22 protein-coding genes and 1 riboswitch are annotated in these 24,950 nt (G+C 38.3%); of the genes, 12 read left to right on the top strand and 10 right to left on the bottom strand.

The annotated features are described in order from the left end of the window. Positions 1-47 precede the first annotated feature (47 nt). The 4 genes from ACQKNZ_RS04970 to ACQKNZ_RS04985 all read left to right on the top strand — a co-directional run bounded on the left by ACQKNZ_RS04970 (position 48) and on the right by ACQKNZ_RS04985 (position 3,632). Positions 48-626: a redoxin domain-containing protein gene (locus ACQKNZ_RS04970; protein ID WP_144537665.1), complete on the top strand. Its 579-nt coding sequence runs from the start codon at positions 48-50 to the stop codon at positions 624-626. A 72-nt stretch (positions 627-698) separates the two neighbouring features. Further along, positions 699-2,120, top strand: coding sequence for a S41 family peptidase (locus ACQKNZ_RS04975; protein WP_427658424.1), 1,422 nt, complete (start codon positions 699-701; stop codon positions 2,118-2,120). 82 nt (positions 2,121-2,202) lie between these two features. Continuing rightward, positions 2,203-3,372 (top strand): PDZ domain-containing protein, encoded by a 1,170-nt coding sequence (locus tag ACQKNZ_RS04980; RefSeq protein ID WP_340862793.1) that lies wholly within the window; start codon positions 2,203-2,205, stop codon positions 3,370-3,372. Positions 3,373-3,380: 8 nt separating this feature from the next. Then, positions 3,381-3,632, top strand: coding sequence for a CsbA family protein (locus ACQKNZ_RS04985; RefSeq protein ID WP_144537668.1), 252 nt, complete (start codon positions 3,381-3,383; stop codon positions 3,630-3,632). Positions 3,633-4,209: 577 nt separating this feature from the next. On the opposite strand, the gene ACQKNZ_RS04990 is transcribed toward ACQKNZ_RS04985, so the two are convergent. The 7 genes from ACQKNZ_RS04990 to ACQKNZ_RS05020 form a co-directional block, all read right to left on the bottom strand. Further along, positions 4,210-5,418 carry a M20 family metallopeptidase gene (locus tag ACQKNZ_RS04990; RefSeq protein WP_427658426.1) on the bottom strand — a complete coding sequence of 403 codons (1,209 nt, stop codon included), beginning with the start codon at positions 5,416-5,418 and terminating at the stop codon, positions 4,210-4,212. Positions 5,419-5,446: 28 nt separating this feature from the next. Next, positions 5,447-6,310 (bottom strand): MetQ/NlpA family ABC transporter substrate-binding protein, encoded by an 864-nt coding sequence (locus tag ACQKNZ_RS04995; RefSeq protein WP_427658428.1) that lies wholly within the window; start codon positions 6,308-6,310, stop codon positions 5,447-5,449. A 12-nt stretch (positions 6,311-6,322) separates the two neighbouring features. Beyond that, the gene (locus tag ACQKNZ_RS05000; RefSeq protein ID WP_144537671.1) at positions 6,323-6,985 is read right to left on the bottom strand and encodes a methionine ABC transporter permease; all 663 of its coding nucleotides are present in this window, start codon (positions 6,983-6,985) and stop codon (positions 6,323-6,325) included. Then, positions 6,975-8,000 carry a methionine ABC transporter ATP-binding protein gene (locus ACQKNZ_RS05005; protein ID WP_340862795.1) on the bottom strand — a complete coding sequence of 342 codons (1,026 nt, stop codon included), beginning with the start codon at positions 7,998-8,000 and terminating at the stop codon, positions 6,975-6,977. Before ACQKNZ_RS05005 ends, ACQKNZ_RS05000 begins: the two co-directional genes overlap by 11 nt. A 14-nt stretch (positions 8,001-8,014) precedes the next feature. Then, the gene (locus tag ACQKNZ_RS05010; protein WP_154311266.1) at positions 8,015-8,161 is read right to left on the bottom strand and encodes a hypothetical protein; all 147 of its coding nucleotides are present in this window, start codon (positions 8,159-8,161) and stop codon (positions 8,015-8,017) included. Further along, positions 8,148-8,252: riboswitch (SAM riboswitch) on the bottom strand. Its footprint overlaps the gene before it by 14 nt. Positions 8,253-8,350: 98 nt before the next feature. Beyond that, complete coding sequence (locus ACQKNZ_RS05015) at positions 8,351-8,659, bottom strand: AzlD domain-containing protein (protein WP_154311265.1); 309 nt, start codon at positions 8,657-8,659, stop codon at positions 8,351-8,353. 3 nt (positions 8,660-8,662) lie between these two features. Continuing rightward, positions 8,663-9,367 carry an AzlC family ABC transporter permease gene (locus ACQKNZ_RS05020; protein WP_144537677.1) on the bottom strand — a complete coding sequence of 235 codons (705 nt, stop codon included), beginning with the start codon at positions 9,365-9,367 and terminating at the stop codon, positions 8,663-8,665. Between the two features lie 110 nt (positions 9,368-9,477). Between ACQKNZ_RS05020 and ACQKNZ_RS05025 the strand changes: the two genes are divergently transcribed. The 8 genes from ACQKNZ_RS05025 to ACQKNZ_RS05060 all read left to right on the top strand — a co-directional run bounded on the left by ACQKNZ_RS05025 (position 9,478) and on the right by ACQKNZ_RS05060 (position 22,398). Continuing rightward, complete coding sequence (locus tag ACQKNZ_RS05025; RefSeq protein WP_144537679.1) at positions 9,478-10,119, top strand: TVP38/TMEM64 family protein; 642 nt, start codon at positions 9,478-9,480, stop codon at positions 10,117-10,119. Then, on the top strand, positions 10,112-10,660 hold the full coding sequence (lepB, locus tag ACQKNZ_RS05030; RefSeq protein ID WP_225215866.1) for a signal peptidase I: 549 nt from the start codon (positions 10,112-10,114) through the stop codon (positions 10,658-10,660). The genes ACQKNZ_RS05025 and lepB overlap by 8 nt, the downstream gene beginning before the upstream one ends. 77 nt (positions 10,661-10,737) lie before the next feature. Continuing rightward, positions 10,738-14,232 carry a helicase-exonuclease AddAB subunit AddB gene (gene addB, locus ACQKNZ_RS05035; RefSeq protein ID WP_427658432.1) on the top strand — a complete coding sequence of 1,165 codons (3,495 nt, stop codon included), beginning with the start codon at positions 10,738-10,740 and terminating at the stop codon, positions 14,230-14,232. Beyond that, on the top strand, positions 14,219-17,932 hold the full coding sequence (gene addA, locus ACQKNZ_RS05040; RefSeq protein ID WP_427658434.1) for a helicase-exonuclease AddAB subunit AddA: 3,714 nt from the start codon (positions 14,219-14,221) through the stop codon (positions 17,930-17,932). The genes addB and addA overlap by 14 nt, the downstream gene beginning before the upstream one ends. An 11-nt stretch (positions 17,933-17,943) precedes the next feature. Beyond that, positions 17,944-19,104: a DUF418 domain-containing protein gene (locus tag ACQKNZ_RS05045; protein WP_427658436.1), complete on the top strand. Its 1,161-nt coding sequence runs from the start codon at positions 17,944-17,946 to the stop codon at positions 19,102-19,104. A 79-nt stretch (positions 19,105-19,183) separates the two neighbouring features. Next, complete coding sequence (locus ACQKNZ_RS05050; RefSeq protein ID WP_340862800.1) at positions 19,184-20,080, top strand: fumarylacetoacetate hydrolase family protein; 897 nt, start codon at positions 19,184-19,186, stop codon at positions 20,078-20,080. Between the two features lie 57 nt (positions 20,081-20,137). After that, positions 20,138-20,500 carry a DUF1516 family protein gene (locus ACQKNZ_RS05055; RefSeq protein ID WP_144537687.1) on the top strand — a complete coding sequence of 121 codons (363 nt, stop codon included), beginning with the start codon at positions 20,138-20,140 and terminating at the stop codon, positions 20,498-20,500. A 446-nt stretch (positions 20,501-20,946) separates the two neighbouring features. After that, complete coding sequence (locus ACQKNZ_RS05060; RefSeq protein ID WP_144537689.1) at positions 20,947-22,398, top strand: alpha-amylase family glycosyl hydrolase; 1,452 nt, start codon at positions 20,947-20,949, stop codon at positions 22,396-22,398. Between the two features lie 212 nt (positions 22,399-22,610). Here ACQKNZ_RS05060 and ACQKNZ_RS05065 read toward each other — a convergent pair whose 3' ends face one another. From ACQKNZ_RS05065 to ACQKNZ_RS05075, 3 genes are all read right to left on the bottom strand, one after another. Further along, positions 22,611-23,114 carry a DUF3231 family protein gene (locus ACQKNZ_RS05065; protein WP_340862801.1) on the bottom strand — a complete coding sequence of 168 codons (504 nt, stop codon included), beginning with the start codon at positions 23,112-23,114 and terminating at the stop codon, positions 22,611-22,613. 118 nt (positions 23,115-23,232) lie between these two features. Then, a complete protein-coding gene (locus tag ACQKNZ_RS05070; protein WP_144537692.1) occupies positions 23,233-24,084 on the bottom strand; it encodes a DegV family protein in 852 nt (283 codons plus the stop codon). 28 nt (positions 24,085-24,112) lie between these two features. Further along, complete coding sequence (locus ACQKNZ_RS05075) at positions 24,113-24,922, bottom strand: Cof-type HAD-IIB family hydrolase (protein WP_144537694.1); 810 nt, start codon at positions 24,920-24,922, stop codon at positions 24,113-24,115. Between the last annotated feature and the right edge of the window lie 28 nt (positions 24,923-24,950).

Below are 24,950 nucleotides of genomic sequence, written 5' to 3' on the forward strand. Positions count from 1 at the left end.
CATATAATTAGGGTAATGATATTTAATAGGTAATATGGAGGTACAAAGTGAAGAAAATCATTGGGTTACTAATTGTTGGTTGTTTAGTAGCTATTGCTACTATATCCTTTGTCAAAGAGAATATCGATGAAAAAGCAGATCCGTTTGAAGGGGAACAGATGGGCACAGATCTTGCTGAAAACCCTGCAAACAAAGGGACTGGTAAAGGAGATATTGCACCTGAATTTACTCTGACCACTCTGGCTGGTGAAGAAGTATCGCTTTCAGATTATAAGGGAAAAAAAGTTGTTTTAAACTTTTGGGCAACGTGGTGCCCACCTTGTAAGGCCGAAATGCCTCATATGCAAAACTATTATGAGGATATGGCAGAAGAAGCTAACGTAGAGATACTTGCGGTCAACCTTACAAAAGGTGATTATGGTATTGATAAGGTTAGTTCATTCGTGGATGATTATGGTTTAACTTTTCCTATCCCACTGGATGAAGAAGGGGAGATAGGAGATGTATATCAAGCCATTACTATCCCAACTACTTACATGATCGATACGACTGGAACGATACAAAATAAAATAGTTGGACCGATGGATGAACAAATGATTATAGATTATGTCAATAAATTAAATTAAGAATCTGATTTTTGGGCAAGTATTAAACTTCGTTTTTCTCACATATATTAGTGGAAAAGTAGGAGGTTGAATTTGCGCAAAAATCGGATTTTTTTATACGGCTTTATATTAGTTGTCGCATTAGTTTTAGGGTATTTATGGTTGTCAGGAAAATCATCTAAGGGTGAGGAGAGTGAGGTTAGTAGTAGCAAGGTCATTGATGAAGCTTATGACTTAATAAAGAAAGAAGCTGTTTTTTCTAAGAACGAGAAACTATTAGTGGAAGGTGCTATAAGAGGTATGGCTGATGCACTGGAGGATCCACATTCTTCTTATTTAACAAAAGAGGAAGCGGAGGTTCAGGAATCTTCTCTTGCAGAAGAGCGAGTAGGAATCGGTGTAGAAATTATGCAGTCTGGTGGCAAGTTTATCGTTGTTGCACCAATCAAAGACTCCCCAGCGTTTAAAGCGGGTTTAAAACCTCAGGATGAAATTGTTCGAGTAAACGGAGAAAGATTAACTGCTAAATCAATGGCGGAGTTAGTCCAACTGTTAAGCGGCGAAAAAGGAAGTAGTCTTAAATTGACGGTATATCGTCCAAGCGAGAATCGTCATGTGGAGTTACATATGAAACGAGACACAATCGCGTTGCATACTGTTTCTAGTGAGGTTTTAGAGGTCGATGGTAAGTCTATTGGAATCGTAACGATTTCTATTTTTGGAGAGAAAACAGCTGAAGAGTGGGAGAAGCAAACAAAAGCTCTTGTAGAACGTGGCATACACGGACTAGTTGTAGATGTCCGAGGTAACCCAGGTGGTTATTTATTTAGTGTTTCTTCTATTATAGGTACACTTTTACAAAATGGTAGCACATTTGCATATATGCAGGATTCCAATGGAGTTTTAGAAATGTTGAATACAGTAAATAAGGACACACCTTATCTTAACAAGGTACCAGTTGTTTTATTGCAAAATGGTGGAAGTGCCTCAGCCAGTGAGGTTTTAGCAGGTGCATTGAAGGATAATAACCGCGCCATGATCGTTGGTGAAACAAGCTTTGGTAAAGGAACTGTTCAAGAAACTCACCCATTATCCAACGGTGGCAAATTAAAAATATCTACACATAAATGGTTAACTCCCAAACAACAATGGATTCATCACAAAGGGATTGAGGCAGATCTGAAGGTGGAGCAAGACGAATTATTCGATATCGATATGAAATACTATCACGGTGAGTTCCAGCTTGGAGATTATGGTGAGGAAGTGAAGTACGTACAGCAAGTACTTGGGGGGCTTGGCTATAATGTAGCTCGCAAGGATGGCTATTTTGATGAAAATACTCTAGAAGCAGTAGACAAATATCGTGAGACGAATAAATTGGAAGTAAATTCAAAGCTTGATGAGGTATTCTTTCAGAATATGACTAACACAATTAACAATTATAAGTCTAGAAAAGAGAACGATCAACAGTTACAAATGGGAGTAAGTTATATAATTCATAAGTTAAATAAATAACTTGATACAATAAACCTATACGGAAGTTCTCCTCGTTTGATACAATAATAGTTACACTATGTTACGAGCGAGGAGGATGCGTATGGTACAAGAAATATTAATAGAATTGGTAAAAGGAATAGGACGATTCTTCCTTCATCCAGCCGTATATATTACGCTTCTTTTTTCTGTGTTAATCGGATATTTTCGAGTAAAAAGAGAGAGAAAACAGTTCCGAGCTAGAATTCTTTGGGGCTGGACAGAGGCCAAGCATTTCTTGTTAGACGGTTATGTATGGGCAATTATTATATCTGTTATAAGTGTAGCAGCGGGTTTAGTTGTACCTTCTTCATGGTTGATGGTCTATAGTGTATGGATGATTATTTTTGTGATACTCTTTATGTATCAGGCTGGTTCTGCGATATATGCAATCGCATTAGGAGCAGTTACTTTATATATCATGTACTTGTATGAGTGGTCCTTCGAATTATTGACATGGGATTTTATTGGACAAGATATATTTAGTGAAATGATCGTACCAATTGCTATTTTAGCAGGATTGCTATTAGTGGCTGAGGGATTCATCATTCAAAAGCATGGAGCAACTAATGCGTCACCTAAATTGGTAAAAACGGCAAGAGGCAGCGAGGCAATGGAATATGTAACCAAACGACTTTGGTTGTTACCGATTCTATTAGTCATACCGGGAGATGTTATACATACATATCTACCCTACTGGCCGCAGTTTACTTTAGGAGAATCAACGTTTTCTTTAATATTATTCCCATTTGTGATAGGTTTCCAACAAAAAAGCAGGCATTCGTTGGCAGAGAAATTTTTCCCTCACTATGGAAAAAGAGTTTGGCAGTTAGGAATAGTAGTGACGGTCATCGCTGCTTTTGGCTATCTAGAACCACTTATAGCTATAATTGCGGTGGGATTAGGAGTTATAGCGAGACTATTAATATCTTATATTGAATATACAAAAGAGCGTAATGGTTCGTATGCCGTTTCACCTCAATCTAATGGAGTGATGATTGCAGGTGTGCTATCGGACTCTCCAGCAGAAAAAATGGGCTTAAAAATTGGAGAATGCATCGTTAAAGTAAATGGACAAAAAGTAACAGATGAGCAAGAGCTATACGAAGCCGTCCAAATCAATGCAGCACATTGTAGATTAGAAGTATTGGATCACAATGGAGAGCTACGATTGAGACAGCATGTTTTGTTTAGACACGATCATTACAGACTAGGATTAATCTTAGTAAGGTAGGAGAAATAATGGAAACTTTATCTATACCAACACAAGTGATACTGGCTATCGTGACACCTGCTTTATTAGTTGTGCTATTTACTCGCATAACCTTCAACCGCTATGTTGCCCTATTACTAACTGTCGCGCTATTTGCAGCATCGGTCTATGCAGGATACACCCATCGTTGGTGGATATACATTTTAGATGCAGCATCCCTGACAGTTGGATTCTGGTATGCAAGCCATATGAAAGCACGCGACAAAAAATCCGCCTCTTGAAGGCGGATTTTTTATTTTGCTTTTGGTGAAAGGAATTGAGAAAGGGCATGACTCACATCATAGTGCAAGGAATTTTGGTAAGTGCAAGGTTGTGAGTCATCACTGCAAGGTTTGAAGCGAATACCGCAATGTTTATAGTGATCTGTGCAAGGTTATTAGTGATTACTGCAATGTTTACTCTCATCTGTGCAACGTTAAAGTAATATTGCAGGCTATTAATTATCTTCTAGGTTGGGGGGAACCATTTGTAGATACTTGTTTATCTGCAACACTACTCATCAAACGCGCAACAGTTTCCTCCGTTTGCGCAACACTTTGTGAAAAACTCGCAACAGTTAACGCAATCACTGCAACACTTTGGCAGAATGCGCAACAGTTAACGCGATCTCTGCAACACTTCTCAGCAAACCCGCAACGCTTCCTTTCTGCGCAACAGTTTAAACCATTTGCGCAACACTTTGTGAAAAACGCGCATAGTTAACGCGATCACTGCAACACTTCTCATAAACCAGCAACACTCCTACCATACATCCCTACACACCCAACTTTACCTACCTATTATCGAGCCGGCTATTCCTCAATTTCCACAGGTTTTCTTAGCTAGCGCTACTTCGTGGTCCTTGCGGATGTTGTGTAGCAATTCTGCATCTGTGAGGATGCGGTAGCCAGTGGAGGCTAGAGCTTTGGCGCCTTTGATGAGTGCCTCGTTACCTAGCTGGGATTTAGCTGCTTCCCGAAACTCGATTGTGTGACCAACTAAATCATCAGGGCCAATCTTGATATGCGGGTGGGCAGTAGGGACTGCGTAGCTAATATTTCCAGCATCTGTGGAGCCTTTTCCTTTTCGTTTTTCCGTATGCACGAATTCTCCCACTGCTTCTAGTTCGGAATGTAGGATTTCGTCCAATTTTGAATTTAATACAAAGTCCTGAACCTCGTTTTGGAATCGCTCAATTCTTACCGAGGCACCGGTTGCTAACGCTGCGCCATTAGCGATAGCATGAACCTTTTGTGCTACTTCCTCCGTTTGTTTCCAGCTTTCAGCACGGATATAAAAGCGGGCTGAGGCATAATCGGGTATGATATTCGGTGCATCCCCTCCGTGAGTGATAATGCCGTGAATACGTACATTGCTTGGTAACTGTTGACGAAGTGCGTTAATACCATTGAATAGCAGAATGACTGCATCTAGAGCGTTTATTCCTTGCTCTGGAGATCCAGATGCATGTGCAGCTTTACCGTAAAAATGAAAATCTAGTGGATCTACAGCCAATGTCTCACTAGTTAAAGATGTTTTCCCGGAAGGGTGAATCATTAATGCGACATCTACATCCTTTAAGAAGCCATGCTTTACGAAGCTTCCTTTTGCACTTCCATTGGGGCCACCTTCCTCGGCAGGGGTTCCTAGTATGACCACGTTGCCACCTGTAAGGGGAAGTGCCTCTGCTAGAGCAATACCAGCTGCTACGCTAGTAGTGCCGATAATATTATGACCACAGGCATGACCGATGCCTGGAAGAGCATCATACTCGGCTAGATAAGCTACAGTAGGACCTTCTTTTACTCCTTTTTTTATAGCATAGAAGGAGGTTTCATGACCTGCAACGGCAGTAGTTACCTCAAAGCCAGCGTCACGTAGCAACTTAATATGCTTGGCACTAGCAAAGAATTCCTGATTACCAATCTCCGGGTTAGCATGAATCTCTTGGCTGACTTGAATATACAGCTCTTTATTTTCCTCAATTGACTTAATCAGAAGTTCTTTCGGTTCTTTTACAATACTCATCTTTTTTCCTCCTTATATTTTCATTTATTTATTTCAATAGATTTTCAAATGTCTCATCTAGTTGTTCCTGAGTTAAAATTACTAGAGATGAGCCACCCTTCGTGTCCTCAGAGATTGCTTTTTGAATGTCTTCCTCTTGATAAAGTTCGACGATGCGAAGATAGGCTTCGTTGTCTTTGTCTTCTCCGCGAGCTGCTATTAAGTTAACGTAAGGATAGATAGATTCATCTTCTCCAGCCTCTCTATAAATAGGATCTTCTCCAGGGGAAAACCCAGCCTGGCCGGCAACGCCATTATTGATAATGGAGGCAGCAACGTCCGGTAATACTCGTGGAGTTTGTTGAGCAACCATTGGAATGATATCTAAATTTAATGGGTTTTCTACAATACCAGTGGGATCTCCGAATAGGCCAAAATCATCTGATAATGTGATGAGCTTTGCAGACTCTAAAAGACGAAGAGCACGCGCTTGGTTAGCTGGGTCATCTGGGATAGCAATTTTATCTCCTTTTTTTATTTCATTTATGTCTTTAATTTTTTCCGAATAAACTCCTAAAGGTGCAAACATTGTAGAGCCGATTGGAACAATATCATTGCCACTTTCCTTCACGTATTGGGATAGGAAGGATAAGTGTTGGAAAGCATTTAAATCGATATCTCCTTGAGCCAATGCATTATTCGGTAATGTATAATCTGCAAATTCTACTAGTTCAATTTCAATACCTTCCTTAGCAGCTTTCTTCTGTAAAATTGGCCATTGAATGCCATCTGAACCATTTACACCAATTTTCACTTTAACTGTATCTTTATCTTTAGCAGCAGATGAGTCACCACAAGCCGTCAGTATTAAAGCAGTTATTAGAGCGAAAAATAATAAACTAAATTTTTTCATCGAAATCTCTCCTTATCTTCTCATGAATTTTTTTGACAAAGCATTTCCTAACCATTGCGCAAGCTGAACAAGAATAATAAGAATAATGACTGTTACGAGCATTACGCTTCCGTCAAAACGCTGATAGCCGTATGTCATAGCAATATGACCGAGACCACCGCCACCAACAGTTCCTGCCACTGCTGAAAAGTCTATTAAGCTAACAGTTATAAATGTTAATCCTAGGATAAGAGGCCCTAAAGCTTCAGGGATTAATACCGTAAATATAATGCGTAAGGGACTTGCTCCCATTGCTTGCGCTGCTTCAATAACACCCGGATCTATACTAACTAAGTTATTTTCAACTACTCTAGCAATCGAAAAACTCGCAACAATTGTCATGGGGAAAATTGCAGCTGCTGTACCTATTGTTGTTCCCATTACTAATCTTGTAAGCTGTGAAATAGCTACTAAAAAAATAATGAAAGGTATCGGACGTATGATATTGATCAAGATATTTAAAACTTGAAAAACTAATTTATTTTCTAATATGTTCCTTTCACGTGTGACAAACAACAGTAATCCAATCGTTATTCCTAAAATAGAGCCGAATATAAGGGTGGCGATTACCATTATGATTGTTTCGCCTGTCGACTCCACAATTCTTGGCCAAAAAGTACTCCAATCAACCTTCATGCTTTGCCACCTCCTTTATATCCACAATAGTTTCTAACTCTGCAATCGCATGTTGAATAGCTACTGGATCACCTTCGAACGAGATAACTAAGTCTCCAAACAGTCTTTCCTGCAATTCGCGTATAGAGCCGTATACAATATTAAAATGAACCTTGTGCTTCTGAGTTATATGCGATAAAACCGCTTCGTTAGTGATCTCTCCTTTAAAAATCACTCGGTAGAAGCCATTGCCACCTCGAGCACGCCATTCCTCTAATATCCTTGGGGAGGGAAGGTCCTGCTGTACTGATTGGATAAAACGCTGTGAGGTAAGGTGCTGTGGTTCGGTAAAGACATCGAACACATCTCCCGATTCAATAACCACACCGTCCTCCATCACTGCTACTCTTTGGCAAATGGACTGGATAACGTGCATTTCATGAGTAATCAATAAAATGGTTATACCAAATTCTTTATTGACCTTTTTTAGAAGTCTAAGTATTTCACCAGTAGTTTCTGGATCTAAAGCTGATGTCGCTTCATCACAAATTAAAATATCTGGGGAAGTTGCTAGTGCACGAGCTATTCCTACTCTTTGCTTTTGTCCCCCAGATAGCTGACTTGGATAATCCTTTGCCTTGTCAGAGAGGCCAACAAAACTTAATAGCTCATTAACACGTGTATTAATTTCACTTTTACTAAGACCAGCAAGCTTTAATGGGTAAGCGATATTACCAGCAACTGAACGAGAATGGAATAGGTTAAAGTTTTGAAAAATCATACCGATATTTCTTCTTCTAGTTCGTAGTTCTTTTGATGACAAAGAATTTACATCAATGTCCTGAATAAATACGGAGCCCTTAGATGGTCGTTCCAACATATTCACTAATCTAAGGAGTGTACTTTTCCCAGCTCCACTAAACCCAATGATGCCAAATATTTCTCCTGCATTAACTTTTAGAGAGACATTTTTAACGGCATGCACCTCCCGTTTGCCAAGACGAAAAGTCTTAGAAACATTTTTAAACTCAATCATTAATAACAACCTCCTTAGGCATCATCATTCGTTACAGACAAATGATAGTCATCTACCTTTCTATCACGAGAAAAAAGAGCTTCCATTTTCTTATCTAATAAACGATAAGAAAAAGAAAGCTCTTCAAAATATACGAAAAACCAACTTTTCTCATCTTTCAAGCATTACGCTTGCAGGAGTTGGCACAGTATTCAAATGAACCTGTTGCCGAAACGTCATAGGGCCTGATCCCTCGGTTTCTCTAGATAAGAAAGTGATGTGCTATTTAATTGTTGTAAGAATTGTTTTCAACTTTAAACAATCAAAACCTAGTAGTCAAGTATATTTAAAAAGTAAAATAATTCAGACTATTAAAATAATAAACTATAAATGGCTAAAAATCCTATAGTGCCTAAGACGACAATCATTACGTTTTGAAACAAAAAAGCAAGCGCAAAGGCAACAATAGAACCAAAGACACCAAATAATATATTGCCTTCTTGTATGTATATAACAGCAGGAAATATCAATGCTCCTAAAACAGCATAGGGGATATTACGTAAAACACCAGAGATAACAGGAGGAAGCTCCTTACCTTCCAAGAAGGTTAAAGGGAACGCCCGAGGGATATAAGTCACAATTGCCATACCAAGAAGCATCCACCAATACCAATCTCTCATTCATTAAACTCCTTTCGGCAAACTTTTTTGTTTTCTTGCATAAACGATTTCAACTATGATAGAAGAAGCAAGAGTCGCAACCAAAATGGACCATCCAGTCGATAGCAAGCTAGTCCAATAAAAAAAAGCATTAATTAGCGCGGCTATTAGGGCTAACATAACAACTTTTCGGTTACCCTTCATAGATGGGACCAATAGACCGATGAACATTGCATATAAAGCGATGGCCATAGCCGCTTGAAGGAAAGCAGGAAGATTTGCCCCGATAACATGACCTATCGCAGTGAAAACAACCCAACTAGTATAAGCAATAACGACAACACCAAATGCGAAGGGGGTTGGAATCTTGTCTTCTTTCTTAGTAGCAAGAACAGAGAAGGCTTCATCTGTAATTCCAAAAGCATAAATTCCTTTGATCCATCTTTTTTCACTTTGCATCTTTTCATTCAATGATGCCGTCATAAGGAAGTGACGAATGTTTACAACAAAAGTATTTAACACAATTAAAATCGGATCTACCGATTTTGTGATAAGAGTCAAAGACATGTATTGAGCAGCTCCCGCATATACAAAGAGGCTCATGGCAGTTGCCTCTAACAGAGATAATCCAGACGTTTTTGCCAAAAGCCCGAAGGTTAGTGCAACAGGAAAATATCCGATAGCGATGCTTGATCCATCTCGGAGTCCATTTACAAAATGCTTATTCACAAAATATTCACATCCTTTTTACATAATGAAAAAATTATACTATAAGAAAATAGTTTTATGTATAAAATAAAAGGGAAAAGTACAAATATACATAGGCGGAGGAGAGAAATATGCCAGATTGGTTTTCTTTAGACACACTCACTAATTTAACGCATGACTATCGGGCGCTCGGACCGATATTTGGTATCCTACTGCCCTTTCTAGAAGCTTTTTTACCATTCTTACCTTTAGTAGTATTTATTGTGGCAAACGTAGCAGCCTATGGGTTGTTATTTGGTTTTTTAATATCGTGGGTTGGTTCCTTCGTTGGAGCTTATACAGTATTCTTAGTCATTAGAAAATATGGACGAGCACGCGTATTAGGTTTTATAACTAGGCATGAAAGAATACAAAAATTAATATTATGGGTAGAGAGAAATGGTTTTGGTCCACTATTCTTATTGATATGTTTTCCTTTCACTCCTTCTGCCTTGGTAAATATAGTAGCTGGGTTGTCAAATATTAAAAAGCATACATATTTATGGACGGTAGCATCCGGTAAACTGATCATGATTTTTGTTGTGAGCTTTATCGGGTCTGACCTTAAAGCACTTGTGACCCAACCAATTCGAACAGCAATAGTTGTTATTGTCATTGCAATATTATGGTTCATTGGAAAGCGAGTGGAAAAAAGAATTGAAAAGAAAGTAGAAGATGATTTTAGAGGCATCAAGGCCAAAAGAAAGAGAAAAAGAGGAGAGACATTTGAGTAAATTAAAGCAGGAGACAATTGAATGGGTAATTGCCATAACAATTGCTGTAGCTATAGTACTCGTAGTTCGACTGTTTATTGTAACTAATTATGAAGTTAGTGGTAAGTCAATGATGCCCACGCTTTCAGATCAAGACAGGGTCCTAATTAGTAAGATTTCACCGATTAACCGCATGGACATAATTATTTTTAACAATGGAGAAGAAGATTTCGTCAAACGTGTCATTGGTGTACCTGGAGATACGATTAAATATGAAAATGATGAACTATTCGTAAACGGAAAAAAGGTAGATGAGCCTTTTTTAAAGGGTAACATCGCATATAATAATCCAGACGAGCATTTTACAGAAGACTTTGAATTATATGATTTAACGGGTTATAAAACTGTACCCAAAGGTAAACTATTTGTACTTGGGGACAATAGAATGGCCAGTCTCGATAGCCGCTATTTTCATTTTATAGATAAAGATGAAGTTATTGGTGAAGTAAAGATGAAGTATCTTCCAATAGCTGATGCCACGTTTAATTTTTCATCCGAATAATTTCCCTCACTCGATTATGTTTTGTACAATGAGAGTAGGGAATTATTCGGTTTTTTTATGAAAGGAGCTAGTTTAGCTTGTCATTACGAATTATTAGTGGTCGATCGGGCTCTGGTAAAACAAAATTTATGCAGGAAGAAATCGTCCAAACAGTAAAAGCGGCTCCGATTGGAGACCCTATTTTATATATAGTTCCTGACCAAATGTCTTTTTCCAGTGAATATGACTTGGCTGCAGACTCAGGGTTAAGCGGAATCATCCGTGCTCAAGTGACCACCTTTAAACGTCTTGCCTGGCGTGTCCTTCAGGAAACAGGGGGAATCGCAAAAGAAGAGATTAGCGGTTTCGGTTATCGAATGCTCATCCGTAGCTTGCTAGAGGAAAATAAAGAGGAATTCACTTTATTTAAGCGTGCCTCTACTAAACGGGGATTCACAGATCAAATAGAGGTTTTACTAAAGGAGTTTAGTCGGTATTGCTTAGATTATTCTTCGATGAGCAATGCAGTTAGTGACTTAAAGGCTGTAGATGCGCCTCAAACATTGTTAGACAAATCATCTGACATCATGATGATGTTAGATTTAATTGAACAGAAGCTAGGAACGAGTTATGTAGATGGAGAGGGTTATTTAACTCTGCTTGCCAATAAGATAGAAGACTCGTATTTACTAGAAACTGCTGAAATTTATATTGATGGTTTTACCTCTTTTACAACAAGAGAGCTTGAAATCATTCAAGCGTTGATGAAGAAAGCAAGAAGAATTTCTATCGCTTTTCCACTAGGGAGCCTGTCTGATGCTTATGATGAGCAATCCTTGTTCTTTCAGCCCGCCAATACAGCAGTTAGATTAATAGAGATGGCTCAGTCATTGGGTGTAGAAGTGGAGAACACAGTTCATTTTAGCGAGCAAAGAAGGTTTGTTGCTGCGGAGCTAGCTCATATCGAAGCAAATTTTGATCAATTGCCACCAACAGAAATTGTCTCTAAAGGAGCTTTAAGGCTTACAGAGGCGATGAATAAACGTGCAGAAATTCATGCGGTAGCTAGACATATCAGAGACTTAGCTCAGTTTAAAAGCGTTAGATATAACGAGATTGCTATATTGCATCGTGATGCAGAAAACTATGAAGGACTAATTGAGACAACTTTTCCGCAATATGAAATTCCTTTTTTCATAAGTAAAAAGAAATCCATGCTACATCATCCTCTCATCGAGCTTAGTAGAACAGTTTTAGAGATTATTCGAACGGATTGGAAATATGAACCCATGTTCCGGGCGATTAAGACTGATCTCTTTTTTCCGCTAGATGCGCCTAAAACGATGTGGAGGGAACGTGCGGATCGCTTAGAAAATTTTGTTTTGTCTTTTGGTATATACGGCGATCGTTGGTTTGATGAACGAAGATGGACTTATAAAAAGTATCGTGGATTGGAGTTTTATTCGAAAGTCCAGACTGATGAAGAACTAAGTATACAAGCGGAGATCCATGCAGTAAGAGATGTTCTCATTCAACCTATTAAGAAGCTGGCCGATTCCTTAGGCGAATGCAGTACAGGAAAAGAAATAGCCACCGCACTCTATACCTTTATGGAATCCTTGCAGGTTTATGAAAAATTGCAAAGTCTCAAAAAAGCGGAGGAGGAGAGCGGACAGCTACTGTTGGCTACAGAGCATGACCAGGCATGGAACGATTGGGTCGATGTACTTGACCAGTTTGTTTTAATGTTTGGGGAGAAAGAAATGTCACTAGAGGAAACGATGAAAATCCTCGATGAAGGCTATGACCAGCTGACCTTTTCTCGAATTCCTCCTACAATAGATCAGGTAATCGTAGGAAACGTAGATACTGCGCGTCTGACAAATATAAAAGCTGTATTTGTAGTCGGTGTAAACGATGGCGTGTTCCCAAAAAGAATAGATCATGAGGGGTTGCTATCCGATACTGAGCGGGAATGGTTTTCTAAAGTAGGCTTTGAGCTAGCGCCAACCTCTCGGATGAGATTGCTCGATGAAAATTATTTGACGTATAAAGCTTTTGCAACTCCTTCTCATTATTTGTATGTATCTTATGCTATTGCGGATAGTGAAGGGAAGGCTCAGCTGCCTTCTATGTATATTAGCAAGCTTCAACAGTTAGTAGATGGTGTTCCATTGGAATTAGCTGTAATCGATCCTTCTGATATTAAAGATCAGAGCTTTGATATCACATTAATTAGTCATCCTAGAACAACTCTGGCGTATTTGTCGATGCAGCTCCGTCAGGCTTTACAAACCGGTGAATTGGCGGATGCATGGCAGGCAGTGTATCAGTATTATATGGAGGATCCATACTGGTCCACGCTCTTAAAGCGGATTATTAGACCGATGCTTCGTGGAAACAAAACCGAGCTGTTGTCTCAGGATATAACCGCTGCGTTATACGGTGAAACTATCAATTCAAGCGTTTCGCGTGTTGAAAAGTATTATAGCTGTCCTTTCGCTCATTTCGCAGGCTACGGACTAAAGTTGGAGGAGCGAGCAGAGTATCGCTTGGAGGCACCAGCTATGGGCGACTTATTCCATGCTGCTATGAAGTGGATATCTGACGAGACATCACGCTTAAATTTAACGTGGGGCCAGCTAACTAAAGCAGAGTGCATGCAGCTTGCAAAGAAGGCTGTAGACCATATAGTTCCGGTCTTTGTACATCAGCTCTTGTTAAGTACAAATAGATATCGTTACATTCAACGAAAATTAGAGCAGATAGTAGGCAATACCTTAGTGGCATTAAGCAGACATTCACAAGTATCTGGCTTCGTGCCCATTGCCATTGAAGCTGGATTTGGTCCAGGTGAGATATTACCACCTATGGAAATTCCATTAAAAAATAGCCGTAGAATGCAGTTACGAGGAAGAATTGACAGGGTCGACGCTGCAAACGTGAATGGTAATATGTTCATGCGAATTATAGATTACAAGTCATCTAAGAAAGGCATTGATTTGAATGAAGTATATCATGGTATATCACTTCAGCTTTTAACCTATTTAGATGTAGCAGTAGAAAATGCAAAAATTTGGTTGCAAGAGGAAGCTGAACCAGCAGGTGTGTTATACGTGCATATGCATAATCCATTTATTCAAAGCCAGAAGGAACTTGAAGACACAGAGCTACAGGACGCTATTTATAAGTCATATAAGATGAATGGCTTGCTTTTGGATGATCCGGAGGTAGTTATGGAAATGGACGAGCAAATAGATGGATTTTCAAAAGTGATACCGGTTCGCATGAACAAGGATGGGAATCTTTCTAAATCCTCCTCCAAAGTAGTAGAACCAGAACAAATGAAACTTTTACAATCCTTTGTCCGTAAAAAACATGAACAAGCCGGTAACGGTATGAATGCGGGAGACACTCGAGTTTATCCGTATGTCATGAAGGACAAGATGCCATGCCAATACTGCTCATACAAAAGTGTATGTCAATTTGACCCTCAGGACCCGGAGCAAAAGGTTCGAGTGATTAAAGTAGAAAAACCAGACGTTATAACGGAAAAGATTCAAAAGGAGATGAGTACAAATGAAGATTCCTAACATGCCGGCCGATTTAACATGGACCCCGGCACAGTGGAAGGCAATCTGGGCTACTGGTTCAGATGTATTAGTAGCAGCTGCCGCAGGTTCTGGTAAAACAGCTGTACTCATCGATCGACTTATCCAGAAAGTAATTGCAAAAGAAAATCCGATTAATGTGGATGAGTTACTAGTAGTAACATTCACAAATGCTTCCGCAGCAGAAATGCGTCATCGAATGAGAGAGGCACTAGAAAAGGCAATCGTCTTAGATCCAGATTCTACTCATTTGAGAAAGCAGCTGACTTTGTTAAACAAGGCGCAAATTTCCACCTTGCATTCGTTTTGCTTAAATATCGTAAGGCAATATTCATATATGCTCACGATTGATCCTGGCTTTCGAATAGCGGACGATACAGAGGCTGCACTAATGAGAGATGATGTATTGGCAGAAATTCTAGAAGAAGCATATCAAACAGACAATCCAGAAGCCATGTATTTGTTGTCCGATAGCTTTACTTCAGACCGTGATGATCAATCGATTGAGGTTATGATAGACAAACTATACAGCTATGCTCGTGTTCATCCGGAGCCAAGTAAATGGCTATTAGCAATTCCAAAGGAATACGAATTAGATGAGCAGATGACTATTGATGAGCTTCCGTTTATTGAACCATTGAAGCTTGCTTTGACTTATCAGTTGGAGGAAGCAATTGCCGTATCAGAGGAAATTAAAAGACTTGCTAATCTTCCGAACGGACCAGCCCCACTTGCCGATACTGCTATTAACGATCAAACCCTAATACAGGAAGCAGTCCGCTTGTTAAAAATGGGTACTTGGCAAGAAGTGTATTACTATTTTCAAGGGTTAAAATGGGGAAAAGCAGCATCTATTCGAAAAGATTCCTGCGATGAGGTGCTCAAAAAGCAGGCAGCGAATAAACGAAATAAAGTGAAAAAGATCGTAAATGATCTTAAGGATAAATATTTTACCCGTACACCTGAACGCTTATTAGAAGAAATGCGTCTAATGGCACCTCATTTAAAAACCTTAGTAGATTTGGCAATCTCTTATGGGGAAAGATATACTGCTGCAAAAAATGAAAAAGGTTTAGTGGATTTTTCTGACTTGGAGCATTATGCTCTGGAAATATTAACGGAGCGCGATGAGGAAGGTCATTTAATGCCTTCTGCTATAGCGGAGGATTACCAAGCTCGCTTTAAGGAAGTACTGGTCGATGAATATCAGGATACAAACAGACTCCAAGAGACAATTCTACAGCTAGTTAAGAGTGGAGAAGAACTCACGGGAAACATGTTTATGGTAGGAGATGTAAAGCAGTCCATCTATCGATTTAGACTTGCCGAGCCGATGCTTTTCTTAGGGAAATATCGAAAATTTAAAGAAGAGCCCTATGACTCAGGAGTTAAGATAGATTTAAATGCCAACTTCCGTAGCCGTCAAGAGGTATTGCACGGAACAAACTATATTTTTCAGCAAGTAATGGGAGAAAGTGTTGGAGAAATTGACTACGACGATGCTGCTTCCTTGAAGCCACAAGCTCCTTATGATGATAGAGATGCGGCCATTGAACTCGCCTTGCTATATGAGGTAGAAGATGGCAACGCAGAATCAGAGGAAGATGAGGATGATTTTAAAACAGTTGACGCTGAGGAGGAGTTAAAAAAATCTCAGGCAGAGGCTCGTTATATTATTTCTAAGATAAAAGAAATGATTGGCAGCGGTCATACTGTCTATGATCCGTGGAAGAAAAAAGAACGGCCGTTACAGTATAGCGACATCGTTATTTTAATGCGCTCCATGACTTGGTCTCAAGAAGTCAACGAGCAATTTAAGGAAGCAGGTATTCCATTGTACGCGGAGCTTTCTAAGGGTTACTTTGAGGCAGTAGAAGTACTAATCATGCTACATACGCTGCGAACAATTGACAATCCATATCAGGATATCTCACTAGCTTCTGTTTTGCGTGCTCCATTCGTAGGCTTAACAGAATCTGAATTAGCTTTAATTAGACTAGCAGCGCCTAAGGAGCCGTTCTATGAGGCATTAAAAGTATTTGTCTCAAGTGGGGGTGCAGGACTGACAGTAGAAACTGCAGAGAAGTTGCAAAGATTTCTTCTGCAATTTGATGATTGGCGGGATCTAAGTAGAAGAGGATCTCTAGCAGATTTAATCTGGCAAATATATTTAGATACACATTATTACGAAATTGTAGGATCTATGCCAAACGGTAAGCAACGACAGGCAAATTTGCGTGTTTTACATGACAGAGCAGTAACTTATGAAAAGACCTCGTTCCGTGGTCTCTTCCGTTTCCTTCGCTTTATTGATCGTATGAGAAAACGTGGGGATGACCTGGGAGCTGCTCGTGCTATCAGTGAGAAAGAAAATGTTGTTCGATTAATGACAATTCATTCCTCGAAGGGTCTCGAGTTTCCTGTAGTCTTTTTAGCAGGCATGGGCAGACCGTTTAACCAAATGGATTTCAATGAGTCGTATTTATTTGATCAAAACTTTGGGTTAGCAGTAAAGGCGATTGACCCTATAAAGCGTATTTCTTTTACCTCGTTACCATTTCTTGCGATTAAGGAAAAAAAACAGATGGAGCTAAAGGCAGAGGAAATGCGAGTTCTATATGTGGCGATGACCCGTGCCAAGGAACATTTATATTTAGTTGCTACGATCAAGGACCTGGCAAAAACATTGGAAAAATGGGAGGATTCTCAAACACTGCTGAGCGATGAAATGATCCCTGACTATGTACGAGCTAAAGCAAAAGGTTATTTAGACTGGATTGGTCCAGCCCTTGCTCGTCATCCAGACTATAAACAACTATCTGAAGTAAACGAGGCCAATTTATTGGAGGGTCCATCTAAATGGAACATTATCGCTAAGCATATAGAAGAGTTTAAAGTCCAACATGTAGAGGAAGAAAAGGAGCAAGTAACGCTTTCCGAACTCATTAAAACGGAAGAGCCAGCGATGTTAGAGGATATCAAAAATATATTTGACACAATTTATCCATTTGAGGTTTCTACCCACAAGCGTTCAAAGCAATCAGTAAGTGACATGAAAAAAATTCAACTTTTGTTAGAGCGTGAAGATGAAGAGTTTTTTGGTCCAACTACAAACACTTTAAGTGACAAGACAGCAAAACGACCATTCTTTTTGCAACAGGAAGAGAAGCTGACTGGTGCCGAGGCTGGTACCGCTGTCCATGCATTCATGCAAAACGTAGATTTAGAGGAAAAGAAAACGTCGGAGCAAGTTTTAGCTTTTGCTGAGCGTTTAAAAGAGAGAGAGATATTAACTGCTGCGGAGCAAGCGGCAATAGACCCAAACAAGATGGTTCCATTCTTCCATTCAGAAATAGCGGATCGATTGAGAGCAGCTACACAAGTAATGAGAGAATTTCCTTTCACATATGCTTTAGTTGATCCAGATGGTGACAAGCAAATTATTCAAGGGGTTGTAGATTGCTTGTTTCAAGAAGAAGATGGTCAATGGGTGCTGCTAGATTATAAGACAGATAGAGTAAAACATCTGCAAAATAATGATGATCATTTAGTTCAGGAATTGAAAAATAGATACGAGCTACAGCTTTCCTTGTATGCAAGGGCTATTCAAGACATCATGCAAGTAGAGATAAAAGAGAGAGTTCTATATCTATTTGACATAAATAAAACTGTAACACTTTAGGGGGAAATTTGGTGATTATACCAACGCAAGAGAAAGAAAGAATCATATCCATTGATGTAATGAGAGGCTTTGCTTTATTAGGTATTTTTGTCGTCAATATGTTGTTTTTTCATGGTCCTTATATTTATGTGAATCCATATGACTGGTATCAGACCCCAGGCGACCAAGAAAGCTATAAGTGGATTGATATTTTTGTACAGGGCAGTGTTTATCCTTTGTTTTCAATGCTATTTGGATATGGATTAGCGATGCAGTTTATGAAATCGGAGGAAAAGGGAACATCCTTTAACCGACTAGCAGTTAGAAGGCTGTTAATATTGCTAGGAATCGGATGTATTCATGCTTTTCTTATTTGGTCTGGTGATATATTAATAACTTATGCCCTAGCAGGATTGTTGTTAATTGTACTGATGAAATTGAAGCCGATTTGGTTGTTTTTAATCAGCGCATTATTATTTTTAATACCAAATGGCTTGTTGAGTGGGCTTTTATACTTTTTAGTAAAAGCGGCTCCAGAGGAAGCTACTCTTTATACAGGAATTCAAGAAGTAGAGAATTCCATCGTCGCATTTTCCCAAGGCTCTTGGTTTGATGTATCTAGCCAAAGAATTACTGACTGGCTTTATATGCAAGGGTACGGATTAAATATAGTGCTAATTATATGTACAATTCTTCCACTTTTGATGGTGGGAGCGGCTGCAGCAAAGCTGAAGTTAATCGAACGAGCAAGAGAGCTAAAGCTTTTCTGGATTATCACCATATTGATAACAATGGCAGCAGGTACAGCTATTAAGTGGCTTCCGTTTAGTAAAGGCGATGACTTGTTTACAATGACAGTACAGGATACGTTTGGCGGACCACTTCAGGCAATTGCATACGGAGGGATTATTGCTTTAATCAGTACAATACCTATTATTGGGAAATTACTTTCGCCAATCGGAAAAGCAGGAAGAATGTCGATGACGATTTATCTAATGCAATCTATTATTGCAACGACTATTTTCTATAGCTACGGCTTCGGATTATATGGTCAAGTAGATGTGGCTACAGGTACATGGATGGCAGTAGGTATTTATGTAATTCAAGTTATATTTGCAGAAATTTGGTTCCTTAAATTTAAACAAGGGCCTGTGGAAGCATTGTGGAGAAAACTGACTTATTCAAAAATTTAATTCGAAAAAGATGAAAATAAAGGTTATTTGTAATAGACTATACTAATAGATTCAAATTTCTTTAGAGGAGTGTTTATGGATGAAGCTATTGTCATACCGAGTAAACGACAAAATTTATTTTGGACCAAAAGTGAAAAAGGAAGAGGCAGTATGGGATGTTCTTTCCATTCAAGAAGAACTACAAGTGTTACCGAACTTTCCAGCTACTATTGTCCAAGGTGTCAGTTTCGGGATGGATTTTATTGAACAGATTCGAGTTTTAGTCGAGACAGCTTTAAAAGAAGAGGATCCTAATCGTTTTAAACGCTCATTTACGGAAATTGAATGGTTATCACCTATACCTCGTACTCCTAAAAATGTGATGGCTATTGGTAAAAACTATGCCGACCATGCAAAGGAAATGGGTGGAGTAGCAGAGGATTTCGTAGTATTCACTAAGGCTCCAACTTCCATTGCTGCTGACGAACAAACATTACCAGTTCATGCGGAGCTAACTTCCTCATTAGATTATGAAGGAGAGCTAGCAATCATTATTGGTAAGGAAGGGAAGAACATTCCTACTAAATTAGCTTACGATTATGTATTTGGATATACTATTGCAAATGATATTACAGCTCGTGACCTACAAAAGAAACATCAGCAATTTTTCCTTGGAAAAAGCTTAGATTGTTCATGTCCAATGGGTCCTTACGTGGTTACAAAGGATGAAATTCCAAATCCACAGGACTTAACAATTGTGACTAAAGTGAATGATGAAATCCGTCAAAACGGCGTAACATCAGACATGATATATTCTGTAGAGAATATTATATGTGAAATTTCTAAAGTAGTGACACTTGAGCCAGGGGATGTCATTCTAACAGGAACTCCTGCAGGGGTTGGAAAAGGATTTAACCCTCCAAAATTTTTGAAATCTGGCGATATTGTGAAAGTTTCCATTGAAGGAATCGGAACGCTTGTAAACAAATTTGAGTAATGGTAGTTTAGAAGTGGTATATTAGAGATATATTAAAATTAACGTTGAGGTGAAACAATGGATTTCTTAGCAAGCACGCACTTACACATAACAACTTGGGTAGTAGCCCTAATCCTATTTTTGGTTGCTTTAGCAATGGCTAACCCGAAGGTAGTTCACATGATTTTGCGTTTAGACTATTTACTAATCATCATTACCGGAGTTGCTCTATTCATGAAAGGAATGGACTTTGGTGAAGGTATGCTTTATGGCTTGAAGTTTATAGCAGGCCTTCTAGTAATCGGAATGATGGAAATGACATTAGTTAAAAAGACAAAAGGAAAACCTTATACAACCTTCCTTGTGCTAGTGTTTGTATTTTTCCTTATCACGTTATTCCTAGGATTTAAGCTACCAATGGGTATCAATTTCTTAGCGTAACAAACAAAAGGCTCTCATCTTGAGAGCCTTTTTTATTTGTAAAAATTGAGCTTGAAAATTAATAATATAGGTTGTTTTTAAAAAAGTATCTTGTTCTACAGAATATAGTATAGTTGATTTCTGCTTTAGAAGGACGCTTTCTGCGGTGGAGAACGATAAGCCGGTCGAGTGTAATGTCTTATCTTGCTCACTCAACCCACCAAATATTTTATAATGAACCTTCAGAGTTAATACATTGTGCTTAGTGTTAAATTTACAATCACTAAATGGGAGTTCTTTTTAAGACACAGTTTGGACGAATACTTTTATATTTTTTAGCTATTTCAGTATAAAACATAGCGATTAAAACGTAGCTTTGTTAAAATTAACGGTGATAAGTCTTGTTTTTTTGGGTATAAATAGACAAGATGATTTTATATGTTAACCCGATGTAGAGGAGGATTACCTTGAAACTTAAAAAATGGCTTGTTTCTATATTACTTATTAGTAGTCTATGGATAACGACAGCATATAGCGCTCAAGCGGAAACAGGTTCATCTATACATAATGAAAGTATTTATGACTTATATGTTGACCGATACTTTAACAGTACCGTAGCTAACGACTACAATGTAGATATTAAAGACCACCTTGCTTTTGCGGGGGGAGATTTTATAGGAATAATAGATAAGATGGATCATATAAGAGACATGGGATTTACTATTATCTCGATTGGTCCGGTTTTTTCCACTGAATCCTATGATGGAAAGGCAGTTTTAAATTTTAATGAAGTAGAAAAGCAATTTGGGACTTCTGAAGAGTTTGAAAAGCTTATTAAGACTACGCACGATAAAGAAATGAAATTAATGATTGAATTCCCATTGAATAATTACAGTGCTAACCATGCTTGGGCTTCAGAAGCAGATAAACAAGACTGGATAACTTCGACTGACAATGGAAAACTGACTTTAGACTTGAAAAATGAAGAAGTACAAGCAGCCTTAAAGGAAAGTATTGTTGAGTTTGCTACAAAATATAAATTTGATGGTGTTAAGCTATCAGAACTTGAAGGGGCTCCTACTGATTTTTTAAATGAATTAATAGAAGCATTAAAAGAAGTGCGTGACCCAATGTACATTATTGCATTAGAAGAGAGTGAGGCAGACTTTGATGTCAATTATTCAGAACAGCGAATGATTGATTTTAGGGATGCTTTTAAAAATACAGATTATCCTTCTGAGGTAATTGGCGCTACAGATTTCAATGATTTATTGATGATTGATAGTTTAACGTCTGAAAGATTTACTTATCATAGTGCATTGGAAAACATGTTTCCACCAACTCGTATTCGTACAGCAATTGGGACAATGCTGACTTTACCGGGAGTGCCTTATATGACGTATGGTACAGAGATTGCGATGAATGGACAAATTCCAGAAGAAAGTCATCAAATCATGAACTTTCGAGTAGATGAGGAACTCATTGAATATATTAAAGATATTAACTCTATTCGAGCAAAATCAGATACCATACGCTCAGGAGATACAGAACTATTAAAAAATGAAAACGGTTATGTTGTTTATAAACGTTCTTCAAATGATGAAACCTTTATTATTGTAATCAATAATACAAGCGCCACACAGCGAATTGATCTTTCTAGCGATATTGTTGGAGAAGATAAAGAGCTTAAGGGGCTTTTTGAATCAGATATCGTTAGGCCTTCAGATAATGGATCTTACCGTTTAGTTATTGACCGTGAAATAGTAGAAGTCTTCCAAGTAACAGAACGAAAAGGTCTAAACACAGCCTATATTGTTGCTATGGGAATCTCATACCTATTATTCATTGTTTTCCTAGTAGTAGTTTGGAAAAAAGGAAAACAAAGAAGAAGAGATGACGATCGTAAAAAAGCGAAATGAAAATAATGACTATCTCTTGGCTTATAGCTAAGAGATAGTTTTTTTATTAAGGATTTAATTAATTTGAAGGACTTCGAATTTTTTGTTTCAAGTATGAGCTGAGAATTCGAATAAGAGAATTTGTCATCATCTATAGAACTTATTCCTACAACTCAACATTTGATATTCTGATGAAAAGATTAAAGGGACGTGATAGTCACGTCCCTTTAAAATCATTTAGGCTCTGGATGAAGAGGAGGGAGGATTAACCAGCCCTTTTCCTTGCTCAATCTCAATAATTTAGCACCTAATTGCGCCTTTTTCATATGAAATTGACCATACATCATGCCGATGTCTTCTCTTGTGGAAATACCCATTGCTTTACTGCATGCTACCAAACCAGCAGCGCCATCAATAGCTAAAGCGGCAGCAATTTCAGGATCATTGAATCTAGCACCTGTAGGGATGTCCTCTAAATTTGCTACTGGTCGTTCAGGTGGAGCAGGAGGTAGTCCAATCCCATTTTCTTTCAAAATCTTTTCTAATTGTTTATTTTCTTCTTTCATGTCTTCAACAGAGTCTTCAATGATTTTCTTTAATTCGGTATCTCCAGTGTGGTTATAAAAAGTTTGGTGAGCTGCGATTAAACCTTGGTTTGTTGTTAGATTGGTCCAAATAGCAAACACTTCACCACAATGTAAAGGCTGTTCTTTTTGATTTCCAGATAAAATACCCATTATTTCACTCCATTTCAGCAAATGTCGACATAAGTCCAACTTATTATGTGCTAAGAGGTGTAAAATATCCTTACAAATAAAAAAGACAAATCTATTAATAGAAATGTCTTTTAAACTTTTAAGCTTCTTTATTTAAAAAGAACACAGAGATTGCTCCAGGTCCAGTATGTGCTCCGATAGTTGACCCTATCAGATGAATCTCTACATCTTCTGGTTGAAAGCGTTCTTGTATCATTTGTTTGAGCTCATTAGCTCTTTCTTCTACTTCGGCATGGCTAATGGCAACTACTTGACCTGCAAGATTTCCCCCACGTTCCTCGATTAATTCAATAATACGTTTCATCACTTTTTTTGTACCGCGTATTTTCTCGATTGGTACAAGTTTGCCATCTTCTACATGAAGAATTGGTTTAATATTTAAAAGTCCACCAATAAAAGCACTTGCTTTCGATACTCGACCACCACGTGCCAAATAATCTAAGTCATCTACCGTAAACAAATGCTCCATATTCTTAGCATTTCTTCTAATTTTATCTTCTATAGATGCTAAATCAAGACCTTCTTCTTTTAATTTAACTGCTTCCTTCACAAGAAGACCATATCCAAGTGAAGCACATTTGGAGTCGATTATCGTTAGTTTTAAATCGGGATAGGTTTCTAATAGTTGTTCCTTCATCATGACAGCCGTAGAGTATGTGCCAGATAGTTCAGAAGAGAAAGCTATGTATAGTCCCTCATCGCCTGATTTAGCTAACTCCTCAAAAATTCGAAGGAAGTGCTCTGGAGAAGCCTGAGAGGTTTTAGGCTGTTCACCTCTACGAATAGCCGCATACACCTCTGTAGATTCTATATCATTAATATCTTCATATTCTTTATTACCAACATGAACACGAAGAGGTGCTAGTTCAACTTGGCTTAACTCAAAAAATGACTTAGGCAAATCACAAGCACTGTCAGCAAATAATTTCATTTTAACCCTCCTAAAAATTGTGAATTTGTTAATTCAATTTTAATCTTTCTTTTAAGAACTCTGCAATACCATCTTCATTATTTGTGGAAGTAATTTCATTGGCTATGTTTTGAAGCGGTGAAATCGCATTTCCCATAGCTACTCCAACTCCAGCATATTCAATCATTTCAAGATCGTTGTCTTCATCTCCGAATGCAATAATTCTATCCTTAGGGATATTCAAATATTTAGAAACATGGTCTAAGCCTACAGCTTTATTTAAGCCATGCCTAACAATTTCAATAACATCCCATGGCGCACCCCATCTTCGATGGTCAATAACCTCTGCATGTACATCCCGTAAATGCTTCCTTACCAGGTCTACAGAATTTTCGTCAGCATGTATGAGAAGACTAGTAGGATCAGCTTTAAGAAAAGTACGTAAATCTCCAGTTGTTATTTGTGGATTTCCTAGTGCAAAGGCAGATAACATTTGTTCATCATGATAATGTAAGTATACGTCATCTAGAACTTCAGCGAGCATATTTTTTATAGAATAGCTCTGAACAGCTTCTACAACTTCTTTTACTACGTTTAGGCTTATCGGTTTGTGTATCATATCCCATGAACGATTATTTGGGTGATGAACAAAGGCACCGTTAAAATTAACTATTGGTGTAGTCAAGCCAAGCTCTCTATAGTACATTTCACTAGATCGAAAAGGTCTGCCTGTTGCAATCATAACTTCATGACCTTCACTCTTAGCTTTTAATAATGTAGTTTTAGTGTTTTCCGATATTACTTTTTCGTCTGTTAACAAAGTACCATCTAAATCTAATACAATTAAGTGACGTTCCATGAGAAAATTCCCCCTCTATTCTATATAA

Origin of the sequence: Psychrobacillus sp. NPDC093200 (genome assembly GCF_050280345.1) — a bacterium.
GTDB classification, from domain to species: domain Bacteria; phylum Bacillota; class Bacilli; order Bacillales_A; family Planococcaceae; genus Psychrobacillus; species Psychrobacillus faecigallinarum.

Excerpts from the sequence above, each read along its gene's own strand:
- ACQKNZ_RS04980 (WP_340862793.1), top strand. The coding sequence starts at position 2,203 with ATGGTACAAGAAATATTAATAGAATTGGTAAAAGGAATAGGACGATTC.
- ACQKNZ_RS04985 (WP_144537668.1), top strand. The coding sequence starts at position 3,381 with ATGGAAACTTTATCTATACCAACACAAGTGATACTGGCTATCGTGACA.
- ACQKNZ_RS04990 (WP_427658426.1), bottom strand. The coding sequence starts at position 5,418 with ATGAGTATTGTAAAAGAACCGAAAGAACTTCTGATTAAGTCAATTGAG.
- ACQKNZ_RS04995 (WP_427658428.1), bottom strand. The coding sequence starts at position 6,310 with ATGAAAAAATTTAGTTTATTATTTTTCGCTCTAATAACTGCTTTAATA.
- ACQKNZ_RS05000 (WP_144537671.1), bottom strand. The coding sequence starts at position 6,985 with ATGAAGGTTGATTGGAGTACTTTTTGGCCAAGAATTGTGGAGTCGACA.
- ACQKNZ_RS05005 (WP_340862795.1), bottom strand. The coding sequence starts at position 8,000 with ATGATTGAGTTTAAAAATGTTTCTAAGACTTTTCGTCTTGGCAAACGG.
- ACQKNZ_RS05015 (WP_154311265.1), bottom strand. The coding sequence starts at position 8,659 with ATGAGAGATTGGTATTGGTGGATGCTTCTTGGTATGGCAATTGTGACT.
- ACQKNZ_RS05025 (WP_144537679.1), top strand. The coding sequence starts at position 9,478 with ATGCCAGATTGGTTTTCTTTAGACACACTCACTAATTTAACGCATGAC.
- addA (WP_427658434.1), top strand. The coding sequence starts at position 14,219 with ATGAAGATTCCTAACATGCCGGCCGATTTAACATGGACCCCGGCACAG.
- ACQKNZ_RS05050 (WP_340862800.1), top strand. The coding sequence starts at position 19,184 with ATGAAGCTATTGTCATACCGAGTAAACGACAAAATTTATTTTGGACCA.
- ACQKNZ_RS05055 (WP_144537687.1), top strand. The coding sequence starts at position 20,138 with ATGGATTTCTTAGCAAGCACGCACTTACACATAACAACTTGGGTAGTA.
- ACQKNZ_RS05065 (WP_340862801.1), bottom strand. The coding sequence starts at position 23,114 with ATGGGTATTTTATCTGGAAATCAAAAAGAACAGCCTTTACATTGTGGT.
- ACQKNZ_RS05070 (WP_144537692.1), bottom strand. The coding sequence starts at position 24,084 with ATGAAATTATTTGCTGACAGTGCTTGTGATTTGCCTAAGTCATTTTTT.
- ACQKNZ_RS05075 (WP_144537694.1), bottom strand. The coding sequence starts at position 24,922 with ATGGAACGTCACTTAATTGTATTAGATTTAGATGGTACTTTGTTAACA.